The 14,050-nt window shown below is 69.9% G+C and carries 11 protein-coding genes; 8 read left to right on the top strand and 3 right to left on the bottom strand.

What is annotated here, in order from left to right:
- Positions 1 to 159: 159 nt before the first annotated feature.
- Positions 160 to 747 carry a TetR/AcrR family transcriptional regulator gene (locus ACF1AG_RS31250; protein WP_387795043.1) on the bottom strand — a complete coding sequence of 196 codons (588 nt, stop codon included), beginning with the start codon at positions 745 to 747 and terminating at the stop codon, positions 160 to 162.
- Positions 748 to 914: 167 nt separating this feature from the next.
- On the opposite strand from ACF1AG_RS31250, the gene ACF1AG_RS31245 reads away from it, so the two are divergent.
- The 3 genes from ACF1AG_RS31245 to ACF1AG_RS31235 all read left to right on the top strand — a co-directional run bounded on the left by ACF1AG_RS31245 (position 915) and on the right by ACF1AG_RS31235 (position 4,207).
- Positions 915 to 1,937, top strand: a complete 1,023-nt coding sequence (locus tag ACF1AG_RS31245; protein ID WP_391810761.1) for an aldo/keto reductase — start codon at positions 915 to 917, stop codon at positions 1,935 to 1,937.
- Between the two features lie 45 nt (positions 1,938 to 1,982).
- Positions 1,983 to 2,885 carry an LLM class flavin-dependent oxidoreductase gene (locus ACF1AG_RS31240; RefSeq protein ID WP_391810760.1) on the top strand — a complete coding sequence of 301 codons (903 nt, stop codon included), beginning with the start codon at positions 1,983 to 1,985 and terminating at the stop codon, positions 2,883 to 2,885.
- Between the two features lie 134 nt (positions 2,886 to 3,019).
- Positions 3,020 to 4,207: an endo-1,4-beta-xylanase gene (locus tag ACF1AG_RS31235; protein ID WP_359599693.1), complete on the top strand. Its 1,188-nt coding sequence runs from the start codon at positions 3,020 to 3,022 to the stop codon at positions 4,205 to 4,207.
- A 145-nt stretch (positions 4,208 to 4,352) separates the two neighbouring features.
- Here the strand turns inward: ACF1AG_RS31235 and ACF1AG_RS31230 are convergent, their stop codons facing one another.
- The gene (locus tag ACF1AG_RS31230; RefSeq protein ID WP_391810759.1) at positions 4,353 to 4,814 is read right to left on the bottom strand and encodes a hypothetical protein; all 462 of its coding nucleotides are present in this window, start codon (positions 4,812 to 4,814) and stop codon (positions 4,353 to 4,355) included.
- 753 nt (positions 4,815 to 5,567) lie between these two features.
- On the opposite strand from ACF1AG_RS31230, the gene gdhA reads away from it, so the two are divergent.
- Positions 5,568 to 6,902, top strand: a complete 1,335-nt coding sequence (gene gdhA, locus ACF1AG_RS31225; protein WP_387795072.1) for an NADP-specific glutamate dehydrogenase — start codon at positions 5,568 to 5,570, stop codon at positions 6,900 to 6,902.
- A gap of 57 nt (positions 6,903 to 6,959) precedes the next feature.
- Here the strand turns inward: gdhA and ACF1AG_RS31220 are convergent, their stop codons facing one another.
- Positions 6,960 to 7,718: a DUF2071 domain-containing protein gene (locus tag ACF1AG_RS31220; RefSeq protein WP_359599689.1), complete on the bottom strand. Its 759-nt coding sequence runs from the start codon at positions 7,716 to 7,718 to the stop codon at positions 6,960 to 6,962.
- 76 nt (positions 7,719 to 7,794) lie between these two features.
- On the opposite strand from ACF1AG_RS31220, the gene ACF1AG_RS31215 reads away from it, so the two are divergent.
- The 4 genes from ACF1AG_RS31215 (at position 7,795) to ACF1AG_RS31200 (ending at position 13,987) form a co-directional block, all read left to right on the top strand.
- Entirely contained in the window at positions 7,795 to 8,127 is a 333-nt protein-coding gene (locus tag ACF1AG_RS31215; protein ID WP_359599688.1) for a cupin domain-containing protein, read from the top strand.
- A gap of 100 nt (positions 8,128 to 8,227) precedes the next feature.
- Complete coding sequence (locus tag ACF1AG_RS31210; protein ID WP_359599686.1) at positions 8,228 to 8,875, top strand: hypothetical protein; 648 nt, start codon at positions 8,228 to 8,230, stop codon at positions 8,873 to 8,875.
- Positions 8,876 to 8,890: 15 nt separating this feature from the next.
- A complete protein-coding gene (locus ACF1AG_RS31205; protein ID WP_391810758.1) occupies positions 8,891 to 9,358 on the top strand; it encodes a hypothetical protein in 468 nt (155 codons plus the stop codon).
- Positions 9,359 to 9,559: 201 nt separating this feature from the next.
- The gene (locus ACF1AG_RS31200; RefSeq protein ID WP_391810757.1) at positions 9,560 to 13,987 is read left to right on the top strand and encodes a DUF6531 domain-containing protein; all 4,428 of its coding nucleotides are present in this window, start codon (positions 9,560 to 9,562) and stop codon (positions 13,985 to 13,987) included.
- Positions 13,988 to 14,050 lie beyond the last annotated feature (63 nt).

Raw genomic sequence — 14,050 nt, 5'->3', positions numbered from 1 at the left:
ACTGACCATGTTTCCCCTCGGCCTCCTGCGGCACGAGCAAGGGTTCGTTACTTGGGTCGTGGTGTGCATCAAGACCGCGCACGAGGCGGAAGGCCCCGGCCTGAGTGGCCGAGCTGGAGTTACGGGCGACCCAAGCGGAACCAGCAACCCGGTGGGCCGTCAGTCCGGGCGGCGCAGCCCGTCGACCAGCACTGCGGCCAGCCGGCGGGCGTCGTAGTCCGGGTCGGTCTCCGCGCCGATGCAGAGGTTGCCCACACCGCGCATCAGTGTGAGGGCGGTGATGTCCTCGCGGATCTCCCCGGCCGCCCGCGCGGCGTCGAGCAACTGCGTGCAGACAGGCACGAGCCGGTCGAGGAAGTACGCGTGCAGGCCCTCGAAGCCCGCCTGGTCGGAGCGCAGGACGGCGGCCAGGCCGTGCTTGGTGACCAGGAAGTCGACGAACAGGTCGATCCACTGCCGCAGGGCGTCGTGCGGGCTCGGGGTGGACTCCAGCAGGACCGGGCCGGCCTCGGCGCAGGCCTCGACCTGGTGCCGGTAGACGGCGATGATCAGGTCCGCCCGCGTCGGGAAGTGCCGGTAGAGGGTGCCCAGGCCGACGCCGGCCCGGGAGGCGATGTCGCGCACCGGGGCGTCCACGCCGGACGTGACGAAGACCGCGGCGGCCGCCTCCAGCAGCGTTTCCTTGTTGCGCCGGGCGTCCTTGCGCCGTGACGGGCCGCCGCCCGCGCCGTCGTCGCTCTGGTTCACCGCGTCTTTTCCTCCGTCACTCATACAGCTACCGCATGGTCTCACGCCTGCCCGAAGCGCCTCACGCATGTCCGTGGGCGCTCGGACTGGAAAAACGGAACAGCGTTCCGTATCGTTGGAGTCGTACCGGAACACTGTTCCGATTCTACTCGTGAGGAGACCACGGCATGCAGTACCGCACTCTCGGCCGCACCGGCGTCCAGGTCAGCGTCCTCGCGCTCGGCGCGATGAACTTCGGCGCCATCGGGCGCACCACGCAGGAGGAGGCCACCGCCATCGTCGACGCGGCCCTGGAGGCCGGCGTCAACCTCATCGACACCGCCGACATGTACGGCAAGGGCGAGTCCGAGGAGATGGTCGGCAAGGCCATCGCCGGCCGCCGCGACGACATCGTGCTGGCCACGAAGGCGACCATGCCGATCGGCGACGAGCGCAACCACCGCGGCAGCTCGCGCCGCTGGATCCACACCGCCCTGGACGACAGCCTGCGCCGCCTCGGCGTCGACCACGTGGACCTCTACCAGATGCACCGCTGGGACCCGACGACCAGCGACGAGGAGACCCTGTCGGCCCTCACCGACCTCCAGCGCGCCGGCAAGATCCGCTACTTCGGCTCCTCGACCTTCCCGGCGTACCGCATCGTGCAGGCGCAGTGGGCCGCCCGCGCGCACCGGCTCGGCCGCTACGTGACCGAGCAGCCCAGCTACTCGATGCTGCAGCGCGGCATCGAGGCCCACGTCCTGCCCGTGACGGAGGAGTACGGCATGGGCGTGCTGGCCTGGTCCCCGCTGGCCTCCGGTTGGCTGTCCGGGGCAGTGCGCGTGGGGCGTGAGGTCACCACCCACCGCTCGGCGGTCCTGCCGGAGCGCTTCGACCCCTCGCTCCCGCACAACCAGGCCCGGCTCGACGCGGTGGAGCGGCTGGCCAAGGTCGCCGACGAGGCCGGGCTCACCCTGATCCAGCTGGCGCTCGGCTTCGTCAACGCGCACCCCGCCGTGACGGCCGCGCTCATCGGACCCCGCACGATGGAGCACCTGCGGTCGCAGCTCGCCGCCGCCGACATCGTGCTGACCGCCGACGTCCTCGACGCGATCGACGAGATCGTCGCCCCGGGGACCGATCTGGCGCCCGGCGAGAAGTTCGACACCCCGCCGGCGCTGCTCGACGCGTCCCTGCGCCGCCGTCGCTGACCACCGCCACCCGGCCGCCACCCGACCCGGAAGGGGCCCCGGCCCATGCCCGACACGACGACACGTCCGCCCGTCCCGCCCGGGCGGCCCAGCTTCGGCATCATGACCGCGCCCTCACAGGTCGGTTACGACGACCTCGTCCGCGTCTGGCGCGAGGCGGACGAGGTTCCCGAGATCGAGCACGCCTGGCTGTTCGACCACCTCATGCCCATCTGGGGCGACCCCGAGGGTCCGACGTTCGAGGGCTGGACGCTGCTGTCGGCCCTCGCGGCGCAGACGCGGCGGCTGCGACTGGGGGTGATGGTCACCAGCAACCGGTTCCGGCCGCCCGCCCTGCTCGCGAAGATCGCAACGACCGTCGACGTCGTGTCGGGCGGCCGGCTCGACTTCGGCATAGGCGTCGGCTCGCGCCCGCATCCGCCCGAGGCGTGGCGCGAGTATCCGGCGCACGGGCTGCCGTTCCATGAGCCGGCGCGGGCGGTGGCGAGCCTCGCCGAGGCTTGCGTGCTGATCCGGCGGCTCTGGACGGAGGAGAAGCCCTTCGACTTCCACGGTGAGCACCACCGGCTGACGGGGGCGTTCGGCAGCCCGAAGCCGGTGCAGCGCCCGCATCCGCCGATCCTCGTCGGCGGCCGGTCGTCGGCGACGTTGCGCGTGGTCGCCGAGCACGCCGACCTGTGGAACGTCCCGGGCGGCTCCCTCGACGACGTGGTGCGCCGCAGCGCCCTGCTGGACCGGTACTGCGCCGACATCGGCCGCGACCCCGCGTCGATCGTCCGGTCGATCCATCTCCCGGTCGACACCGACCGGCCCGACGCCGTACGGGACGCCGTGGGGGAGGCGCTGGACGCGGGGTTCGCGCACATCGTGCTCGGGCTGCCGGCACCGTTCCCCGAGGGCATCGCCCGGTGGGTCGCGGAGGAGGTGATCCGCCCGTCGGCGGGATGAGCGCCCCGCGAAAACACCGCACGTGCACGGGTATTGACGCGCCGCTCGGCGGGACCGTACCGTCCGGCCATCCCTAATGTTTCGGATACCACTTCGAAACATTCGAGAATGACGACGGGAATGAGAGCCCCCGCATGAGACCCTTCCGTTTCGCCACCGTGGCCCTCGCCACCGCAGCACTGGCCCTGCCGCTCCTCGGCGGTTCGGCGTCCGCCGCCTCGCCGGCCGGGCCCAAGGCGCCGCCGCACGCCCACGGTTCGCACGCCCCGCTGCGCGCGGCCGCCCCCGAAGGTTTCGTGATCGGCACCGCCGTCGCCGGCGGCGGTCACCACCTGGAGCAGGACTACCCGGACCCCTTCACGTACGACAAGGAGTACCGGAAGGTCCTGGGGCGGGAGTTCAGCTCGGTCTCGCCCGAGAACCAGATGAAGTGGGACCACATCCACCCCGAGCTCGACCGCTACGACTTCGAGCAGGCGGACGCGATCGTCGAGTTCGCCCGCAAGAACCGCCAAGTGGTGCGCGGCCACACGCTGTTGTGGCACAGCCAGAACCCGGCGTGGCTGGAGGAGGGCGACTTCACCAAGGCGGAGCTGCGCTCGATCCTGCGCGAGCACATCACCAAGGTGGTCGGCCGTTACAAGGGCAAGATCCAGCAGTGGGACGTGGCGAACGAGATCTTCGACGACCAGGGCAACCTGCGCACGCAGGAGAACATCTGGATCCGTGAGCTCGGTCCGGAGATCGTCGCGGACGCGTTCCGCTGGGCGCACAAGGCGGACCCGAAGGCGAAGCTGTTCTTCAACGACTTCAACGTCGAAAGCGTCAACGCGAAGAGCGACGCGTACTACGCGCTGGTGAAGGACCTGCTCAAGCAGCGGGTGCCGGTGCACGGCTTCTCCGTGCAGGGCCACCTGAGCACGCGCTACGGCTTCCCCGGCGACCTCGCCGACAACCTCCACCGCTTCGACGCGCTCGGCCTGGAGACCGCGGTCACCGAGCTGGACGTCCGGATGGACGTGCCCGAGGGCTCGCTCCCGACCCCGGCCCAGGAGAAGCAGCAGGCCGAGTACTACCAGCGGATGCTCGAGGCGTGCCTGGACGTCGAGGGCTGCAACTCGTTCACCATCTGGGGCTTCACCGACAAGTACTCGTGGGTCCCGGTGTTCTTCGAGGGCGAGGGCTTCGCGACGGTCATGACGGAGGACTTCGACCGCAAGCCGGCGTACCACGCGCTGCGCGACACGCTGAAGGACGCCCGTCACGACGACTGCGGGAAGGGCGGCCCGAAGGGGCCGAAGGGCCCGAAGCACAAGCACTGAGCGGCCTCCCGCACGCCCCCGACACCGCCGCCCCGGCCCGGTCGCCCGTCACCGGTCCGGGGTGGCTCCATGTTCACGTGGGGGGCGTCGGGGGTGCGTGATCACTCGCCCGAGCGAGCAGGGCCCGCTGTACTCCGTCGGGGCGTTACCCGGAGGCGACCTGCACGCTGATGTACCAGCGGACCGTTTCCTCCGTGGCGACGGTGATGCGGAGTTTCCCGGCGGAGGCCGCTTCCATCAGGTTCGTGACCGCCGTCTGGTGAAGGTTGGAGCAGGGGGCGCCGAACTCGCCGTCGTCGAATCTTACGGTGAGGTCGGCCGGGTTCGACCGAGACAGGCAGTGCACCGTGATGCTGAGGTCACCCTCCGGGTGCGTGGCCGCGGTACCGCCTCGCCAGGTGCCGCGTCGGGGGCCCTCCGCGAGGACCTCCTTCTGGCCGAGGTCCACTTCGGGCGCGGTCAGTGGTCCCTGAGGCGGCGGCTCCACGGTCGACGGGGACGCGTCCGGGACGGGTGGCACGTCCGCGTCACCGCCGCCTCCCGTGCAGGCGGTCAGCAGCGCGCAGACGGCTGCCGCCATGGAGAAGGCCGTACGGCTGGTGCGCATCGAAGTCCCGTTCCCCCGAAGATCAGTTGCCTGTCGTGATCGTCCACGAGTTGTCCGGTGCTGTCCAAGCTGTCCGGCTCGTCGGCAGGGGGAGGTGCCGGTCTGTGCGATGCGCTGACGACTCGAACGCCCGCCGGAGCTGGGCCGGTTGCGCAGCGTATCCCTCCAGATGATGCCGACCGTCAGCGGCGCCCACCCCGGGCTGAGCGGACGGATCGCGATTCTCCAGTTCGCCGAGGGGCACGGCGACGGGCCGTTCCGACGCGAGGCATTCACCGGAGACAATCTCCGAGCAGAAGTGGTTCAAGAGCAGTTGCAGCAGCGGCCCCGTCGGCGACTTACGTGTCGAGGTTGCCGTAGCCCTCCGCCTCGTCCGCGTCAGTGACTTTCAGGATTCCGCCGGCCCCGCCGCGCGCTCGCGCCGCCGCGTGGACCCGCTTCGTCACGCACGCCGCCGCGGACCACTGACGCGCGTCCACACTCCGTACGCGGAGTCCAGATAGCGGACATTCGGGCCCGCCCCTTGGTATCCGCGAAACACTGGAGTAACACTGGGAAGGTCGGGCGGCCTGTCGTATACGAAAGTGGCATACGCACGAGGCGTCCGGCGTCCCGCGCGCGGCAACGGCGCCGAGCGCTCCACTCCGGTTCCCCGCGCATGGTGCCCCGGCGTCCATGCGCACACGGACCGGTTGCCCGCCGTGCCCAGAAAGGGACCCCGTGACCCCCGTGACCTCACGCCCCGACCCCAAGATGTCGCTCGACCAGATCCGCGTCGAGATCGAGCGCCGCAACCCGGCCGAGCCGGAGTTCCACCAGGCCGCGCGTGAGGTGCTGGAGACGCTCGCCCCCGTACTCACCGCGCGGCCGGAGTACGCCGACCCCGGCCTCGTGGAGCGGCTGATCGAGCCCGAGCGGCAGATCATCTTCCGGGTGCCGTGGACGGACGACAACGGCCGCGTCCACGTCAACCGGGGCTTCCGCATCGAGTTCAACAGCGCCCTCGGCCCGTACAAGGGCGGCCTGCGCTTCCACCCCTCGGTGAACCTCGGCATCATCAAGTTCCTCGGCTTCGAGCAGATCTTCAAGAACGCCCTCACCGGGCTCAACATCGGCGGCGGCAAGGGCGGCAGCGACTTCGACCCGCAGGGCCGCAGCGACGCCGAGGTCATGCGCTTCTGCCAGTCGTTCATGACGGAGCTGTACCGGCACATCGGCGAGTACACGGACATCCCCGCCGGTGACATCGGCGTCGGCGCCCGCGAGATCGGCTACCTCTTCGGCCAGTACCGGCGCATCACCAACCGCTGGGAGGGCGGCGTCCTCACCGGCAAGGCCGCCGGCTGGGGCGGCTCGCTGATCCGCCCGGAGGCGACCGGCTACGGCAACGTGCTGTTCGCCGAGGCCATGCTGCGCGCCCGCGGCGAGGAACTGGACGGGCAGACCGCCGTCGTCTCCGGCTCCGGCAACGTCGCCATCTACACCATCCAGAAGCTCACCGCCCTCGGAGCCACCCCCGTCACCTGCTCCGACTCCGGCGGCTACGTCGTCGACGAGAAGGGCATCGACCTGGAGCTGCTGCGCCAGATCAAGGAGGTCGAGCGCGGCCGCGTGAGCACGTACGCCGAGCGCCGCGGCGGCTCCGCGCGGTTCGTGCCCGGCGGGCGCGTCTGGGAGGTCCCCGCGGACGTCGCCCTCCCGTCGGCCACGCAGAACGAGCTCAACGCCGACGACGCCGCCGTGCTGATCCGCAACGGCGTGAAGGCGGTCTCCGAGGGCGCGAACATGCCCACCACCCCCGACGCCGTCGACCTGCTCCAGCAGGCCGGTGTCGCCTTCGGCCCCGGCAAGGCGGCCAACGCAGGCGGTGTCGCGGTCAGCGCGCTGGAGATGACGCAGAACGCGTCACGCACGTCGTGGAAGGCCGACCACGTCGAGGCCGAGCTGGCCAGGATCATGACCGACATCCACACCACCTGCGCGGAGACCGCCGAGCGCTACGGCGTCCCCGGTGACTACGTCGCGGGCGCGAACATCGCCGGGTTCGAGCGGGTCGCGGACGCGATGCTGGCGCAGGGCGTCATCTGACACGTACGTCGTGCGGCCGTGGGGCCGGGGGCATCGCGCCCTCGGCCCCGCTTGCGTTCAGGGCGTCGGGATGCCCGCCGGGCGGGCCGGGCGGCCGAAGCGGGCGGGGACGCCCGGCGAGTACAGCACGCTGACCGGTTCACCGGCCGGCGCGGGCAACCCCGCCGCGGCGACCAGGTCCTCCTCGCACTCCAGCAGCTCGGCCCGGTACAGCGGCCAGCGCGGATGGGCGTTCGGCAGGTACATCGGCCGCCCGAAGAACACGCCGTGCATGCCCCAGCGGGCGGTGAGGAAGTGCTCCAGCTCGGTCGGCTCGACAATTGCCTCGCCCCGTCGCACGGTGAGCCGCGTACCCGCGCCACGCGGCCCCGGCAGGCGCCGGGAGGCGGTGTACGTGACGGTGCGGTCGTCGTCGTGACGTACGCGCATCCGCGACCAGACGTACGGCATCCCGAAGCCGAGCCGGCCGGCCAGCACCGGGATCAGCCGGGAGGCGTCCAGGGAGAGGAACACCACCCCGCGCCGGCCGTGGTCGTCGACGGAGTACAGGCGGACGTTGGTCTCCGGGAAGTTCCCCAGGTACGGCACGCCCGGCAGCCGCAGCCACCCCACCCGGTGCATCCGGAACGCGACGAGACCGACGTACGTCACGCCGTCGAGCGTGTCGGGCACGGCGCCCGGCGGCAGCAGCCCCGCCACGTCGGCCGGGTCCACCGCCCAGTGCACGAACGTCAGGTCCAGCCAGGACTGCGTGAGCAGCGGACGCGCGATCGCGTCCGGCGGATCGGGCGTGACGGGCTGCGGTGTCGACGGCACGGCGCCAGTATCGCGGAAGGTGCGGTACCCCACATGGCCCTGGCCGCGACCCGAGGCGGTCGGCGACGCTGGACGCATGGAGAAGCTCTCACTCGACGCCCTCGTCCGCACCCACCTGGAGCAGGCCGCCACCGCCTCCAGCGGCCGCAGCGCGACCACCGTCTACGGCGGCCACGAGCACACCCTGCGCCAGACCCTCCTCGCCCTGACCGCCGGCACGGAGCTCGCCGAGCACGACAGCCCCGGCGAGGCCACCCTCCACGTCCTGCGCGGCCGCGTCCGCCTCACCAGCGGCGAGACCGACTGGGAGGGCCGCACCGGCGACCTCCTCGTCATCCCGGACGCCCGACACGGCCTGGAGGCGCTGGAGGACGCGGCGGTGCTGCTGACGGTCGCGAAGAAGGGCTGACGTCGGTGACCCTCGACGAGTGACGGGCCCGCGCCCCACGCGGCGACGGCGCGATGGCACGATGTCGGCACGTTTTCGAGCGAAGGGGGACGCCGGCGTCATGGCCCGATACATGGAAGCGCTGACCGTCGAGCGGGGCGGTTTCCGGATCAAGGTGCCGGAATCCTGGTGGGAGTTCGACGTGCGGCCGGAGTCGCGGGACGACTCGATCCACCGCATGGTGAACGAGCGGCTGCGCGCGCATCCTGAGCTGGCCCCGCACCGGGACACGTACGTCTCCTTCCTGCGCAAGGCCGCGGCGGACGCCTGGAAGTCGGGTGCGCTGTACTGCGGCTGCATGGCGGAGAGCTTCGGCGGCGCCACCCCGATCACCGGCTCGGTCACGGTGTCCCTGGTCGGCGGCCGTACCAGCAAGGGCGATCCGCTCCCCACCGACCCGGAGGCGGTCACCGCCCAGCTCGCGGTCAAGGAAGCGAGGCGCGAGGGCGATTCCTGGCGCAAGGTGACCACCGTCGACATCCCGGGCGTCGGCCCGGCGGCCCGCACGTACGGCATCGAGGACGTCCCGGTCCCGGGCGACGAACTGGGCCGCACGATACGGGCGGTCCTGATGCAGACGTTCGTCCCGGTGCCGGGGCAGGAGGGCAAGGTCGCCCTGGTCGCGGGCAGCAGCCAGGTCCTGGACCTCGCGGAGTCGTTCTTCGACATCTTCGACGCGATCACGTCGACGTTCCGGTTCGCGGACTGAGTGGACCGAGTGGGCATGACGCGGTCGTGGGACTGGGCGACTGGGGAGGGTCTCCTGGGGCTCGACAACCCGGAGGAGTGGGACGCCGCATTCGAACGCGGTGAGCGGTGCCTGGGCACGGCGGCGATCGGGCTGGCCTTCAACTGCCCGCTGGAGGACGCCTCCCCGCGTCTCGTCCGCGCGACGCAGCTCCCGGACACCGCCCAACGCGGCTTCGCCTTCACGGCGGTGGGCACGGTGGCCCGGCTGAACGGAGTACTGACACCGGAGCTGTACGAGGCACTCCGCACGGCGGGTCCCGGCCGCAGCAGCATCGCGGTGAACGCCGTCGACGACACCCTGACCTTCGTACCGTTCCGCGACCTGCCGCCGTGGCTGAAGCGGTGGGCGGTGTACGTGACGGTCCGGGACAAGCTGGAGGCTTGGTGGCTGCGCTCCGAGGGGGCGGTGGGGGATGTCTGGCGGGCGTTGCGCGGCAGGTAGAGGGTCAGCGGCCCCCGAAGGCGCCCGCCGACCGTAGAGGACCGCTCTTTCGGTCGAACGGCCGTACCCGGTAAGTTCGCGTGTGCATACGGGTGTTGGCGATGTGCGCGTGACGGGGGTTGCGGGATGGCGGGTCATCGGCCGAGTGATTGGCATGTCCTTGATCTGGACAAGGATCCGACGCCCGGGGACCCGGAGCGGGTGCGCAAGCTCGCGCGGTTCCTGCACGACTTCGCCGACGACGTCTCCGAGGCGTTGCGTCTGGTGAAGGGGATGGCCGGTGAGGGGACGCTGGCGGAGTGGGCGGGGAAGTCGGCGAAGGTGTTCAAGGAAGAGTTCTCCGGCGTTCCGAAGAATCTGAGGAAGCTGGAGAAGTCGTACGCGATGTGCGGGGACGCGCTCGCGGACTACTGGCCGAAGCTGGAGCGGGCGCAGGCGCTGGCGGACAAGGCGTTGGCGAAGGCGCGTGAGGCGCAGGCGGATCTGTCGTCGGCGAAGTCGAAGCTGGCGTCGGCGGAGTCGTGGGTGGGGCGGGCGACGAAGGAGGCCGACAAGTACAAGGACGACCCGACGGGGTCGAAGTCGGACGCGGACAAGCCCGACGAGGCGAAGGTGCGGGCCGCGACCCGGGACGTGCGGAGCGCGAAGTCGGCGCAGGAGAAGGCGCAGTCGGACGTCACGTCCGCGCAGAGCGCGCTGGACGCGGCGAAGAAGATGGCCGCGGACGCGCGGAAGATGCGCGAGGAGGCGGCGCGGGACGCGAAGTCGAAGATCGACGAGGCGTCCGACGCGGGGATCCAGAACCGGTCGTGGTGGGAGGAGATCGGCGACTGGTTCACCGACAACTGGGACAACATCGTCGCCGCCTGCAAGATCGTGGTCGCGGTCGTCGGCATCGTCGCAATGATCATCGGCGGGCCGATCCTCGGCGCGATCGTCCTCATCGCAGCGCTCGTCGTGCTCGCCGACACGCTCTACAAGTATTCAAAGGGGCAAGCGTCCCTATGGGACGTGGGACTGGCGGCGCTGGACTGCATACCCGGCATGAAGGGCCTGACGACCCTCGGCGGCCTCGCCAAGGGTCTCAAGGGCGGCATGGCAGCCATGAAGGGGATCAAGGGCGGCCTCAAGGGAATGGGCCTTGCCTTGCGCGGCCTGGGCAAGAACGCCCGCGCCATGGTCACCGACGGCGCAAAAGGGGCGTATAACCGCGTCAAGTCCGTCGTACGGTCCAAGGGCAGCGACCCCATCGACATGGCCACCGGCACGATGTTCTTCCCTGAGACCGACGTCACTCTGCCCGGTAGCCTGCCGCTGCTCTTCACTCGCCGCGCTGCCTCCGACTACCGCTGCGGCTGGTGGTTCGGACCATCGTGGGCGTCCACCGTCGACCAGCGTCTCGAAGTCGACGACGACGGCATCGTGTTCGTCACCGAGGACGGCATGCTCCTCGTCTATCCGCACCCGACCGCCTCGCGGCACCCGGTGCTGCCTGAGGCAGGTCCCCGGTGCGGACTGACGCGACTCGACGACGGCGGATACACGATCGACGATCCGCTGACGGGTGCAGTCCGTCGTTTCAGCCCGCCGAGTGAAGGAATCGCCCTGCTGGAACGGGTGTCCGACCGCAATGGCGACGCGATCGAGTTCGATTACACCGACGACGGAACTCCGTCCGCCATCCGGCACTCCGGCGGCCACCACATCCGAGTGACCGTCGAAGAAGGACGCGTCGCGGCACTGCACCTGGTCGGAGCGGCCGAGGACGGGGCGGACGTCACTCTGCGCAGGTACGCGTACTCGGACGGCTGTCTCACGAGTACCACCAACGCAACCGGCCACGTGATGAGCCTGACGTACGACGACAGGTACCGCATCACGTCCTGGACCGACCGCAATGGCCGCGGGTACTCCTATGCGTACGACGCCATGGACCGTTGTGTGGCCGAGGGCGGAGAGGCCGGACACCTCACCCTCACTTTGGATTATGACGGCACCAACCTCGCCTGGCCCGGGATGAGAACCACTACCGTCACCACGGCCGAAGGTGCCGTCACCACGTACGTGGTCAACGACAATTGTCAGATCGTTGCCGAAGTCGACCCATTGGGTGGATTGACCCGCAGCACCTGGGACGAGCATCACCACCTGACATCACGGACCGACGAACTGGGCAATACCGCGCATCGGACCTACGACGGTCTAGGTCGGCTGCTGAGCGTTGTGAGACCCGATGGCACGACGTTCCGGATCGCATACGACGCCCAAGGCAACCCGATCGCCGTGACTCGCCCGGACGGGCACGTGCAACGGCGCGAGTACGACGCGCGGGGTAACTGCGTGACCATCGTCAAGCCCGGGGGCGCCACGACCCGCTACACCTACGACGAGGCCGGTCACCTGGCGTCAGTGACCGACCCCACCGGGCACGTGACCCGCGTGCGGTGCGATGACGCCGGACGGGCGGAGTGGGTCTGCGACCCTTCCGGCGGTGTCACACGCTGCGACCATGACGCCTTCGGTCGCGTCACGCGGATCACCGATCCGCTGGGCCGCGTGACGCGGATGGACTGGAGTGCGGACGGCGAGTTGCTGCGCCGGACCGCCCCTGATGGGGCGGTGGAGGAATGGTCGTACGACGCCGAAGGAAACCGGATCAGCCACAGAGACCCCCTGGGAGAGGTGACGCGGTTCGAGTACACCCACTTCAACCTGCTGGCGGCGCGGATCTCACCCGGCGGTGTCCGGCACGAGTTCTCCTATGACCCCTCGTTGCGACTCGTGGGAGTGAGCCGTCCCGACGGACTTCGCTGGGTCTACCAGTACGACACCGCCGGACGCCTCGTCGCGGAATCCGACTTCGACGGCCGCACCCAGACGTACCGCCACGATGCGGCCGGCCGGGTTGTCGAGCGAATCAACGCACTGGGACAATCCGTCCGCATGACCCGGGACGTCTTCGGGCGCATGGTGGACAAGGACGTGGACGGTGCGGTCAGCACGTACCGCTACGACCTCAACGACCGCCTGGTCGAAGCCGAGGGACCGGACGCGTCCGTAACGCTGCTCCGGGATCCGGAAGGACGCCTGGCCGCGGAGACGGTGAACGGCAGGACCAGCACCTTCACCTACGACGAAGCCGGTCGGCAACTCAGCCGGACCACCCCTAGCGGGGCGAACAGCGAATGGGGCCATGACGCCAGGGGCGACCGTTCCTGGACTCGCACGGCGGGCCGTGCCCTCACTGGCGGCCGGGACGCAGCAGGACAACTGTTGTCCCTCGGCGTGGATGACTCCCTGCTGCTGACGCACGCGTATGACGACGCCGGAAGACTGGCGACGCAGACCGTCGGCACAGCTTCGGGCCATGTGGTGCTTGACCGCTCGTACCGTTACCGCGCCGACGGGCACCTGATCGGGATGGACGGCCCGTCCGGCGAGCACCGGGCGTTCGATCTCGACGAGTCCGGCCGTACGACCGCTGTCCGGGCAGAAGGATGGGTCGAGTCGTACACGTACGGCACCGACGGAGGGCAAACCACTGCTGCCTGGCCGAGTCGGCATCCTGGTCATTTCGCCACAGGTCCGAGGGAGAACGGGGGCACGAGGGTGCTCCGAGCCGGCCGCACGCGCTACCACTACGACAAGCAGGGCCGAATGGTGCGGCGGCAGCGCGCCCGCCTTTCCCGCAAGCCCGAGACGTGGACGTACACATGGGACGCGGAGGACCGACTGGTTTCCGTCCGTACGCCCGATGGTGTTCTCTGGCGCTACGAATACGACCCCATGGGCCGCCGCATCGCCAAGCAACGGCTGGGTGCGGACGACGCCACTGTGGTGGAGCAGACCGACTTCACCTGGGACGGCACCACTCTCATCGAACAGGTGACGTCGGGCCCCGCGTACCCACACCCTGTCGCGGTGACGTGGGACTACGACGGGGAGCGTCCCCTCACTCAGACGGAACGCCTCATCACCGCGTCCCAAGAGGAGATCGACACTCGGTTCTTTGCCATCGTCACCGACCTGGCGGGTACGCCCACCGAGTTGGTCGCTGAGGACGGCAGCCTGGCCTGGCAGGCGAGAAGCACTTTGTGGGGGGTCACCGCTTGGACGCGCCGGAGCAGCGCGTACACGCCACTGCGGTTCCCCGGTCAGTACTACGACCACGAGAGCGGCCTGCACTACAACTTCCACCGCTATTACGACCCCGAGACGGCCCGATACCTCACACCCGACCCGCTCGGCCTGAGCCCGTCGCCCAACCCCTACCTCTACTTCCTCGACCCGCTGCTTTCGGCGGACCCGCTCGGCCTCTACGAGATCGGCAAGCCGGACGCCGCGAGCCAGGCCGGCAATCTGCCGATGATCGCAGACAAGATCGCCGCTCACGGTGACATCAAGAAGCGCGGCATCCCGGGTGTCGACGACCTGGACGTGGCGGAGCATCTGGAAGACCTGATGACCGGTTCGCCGGGTATACGTATGCGCAGCACACCGTCCGGCATCCCCCGCTTCGCGTGGTGGGACGACGCCACCGGGACGATGCTGATCCGTGAAGGCGACAACGGCACCTTTATGCAGCCCGATGGTGGCTACGAGTACTTTTTGAAGCAGTTGAAGGAGTGAGCGGTTTGACAGGCGCAGCCGAACCCGGTCCGACCCGGCGGGGCCGGGAGCGACGGGCGCATG

It is taken from the genome of Streptomyces sp. NPDC014764 (assembly GCF_043082785.1).
GTDB classification, from domain to species: Bacteria; Actinomycetota; Actinomycetes; order Streptomycetales; family Streptomycetaceae; genus Streptomyces; species Streptomyces althioticus.
This window is presented reverse-complemented; position numbering and strand designations above follow the sequence as displayed.

Bases quoted from the DNA above. Each gene is read 5' to 3' on its own strand.
- ACF1AG_RS31245 (WP_391810761.1), top strand. From the start codon at position 915: ATGCAGTACCGCACTCTCGGCCGCACCGGCGTCCAGGTCAGCGTCCTC.
- ACF1AG_RS31240 (WP_391810760.1), top strand. From the start codon at position 1,983: ATGCCCGACACGACGACACGTCCGCCCGTCCCGCCCGGGCGGCCCAGC.
- ACF1AG_RS31235 (WP_359599693.1), top strand. From the start codon at position 3,020: ATGAGACCCTTCCGTTTCGCCACCGTGGCCCTCGCCACCGCAGCACTG.
- ACF1AG_RS31230 (WP_391810759.1), bottom strand. From the start codon at position 4,814: ATGCGCACCAGCCGTACGGCCTTCTCCATGGCGGCAGCCGTCTGCGCG.
- gdhA (WP_387795072.1), top strand. From the start codon at position 5,568: ATGTCGCTCGACCAGATCCGCGTCGAGATCGAGCGCCGCAACCCGGCC.
- ACF1AG_RS31215 (WP_359599688.1), top strand. From the start codon at position 7,795: ATGGAGAAGCTCTCACTCGACGCCCTCGTCCGCACCCACCTGGAGCAG.
- ACF1AG_RS31210 (WP_359599686.1), top strand. From the start codon at position 8,228: ATGGCCCGATACATGGAAGCGCTGACCGTCGAGCGGGGCGGTTTCCGG.
- ACF1AG_RS31205 (WP_391810758.1), top strand. From the start codon at position 8,891: ATGACGCGGTCGTGGGACTGGGCGACTGGGGAGGGTCTCCTGGGGCTC.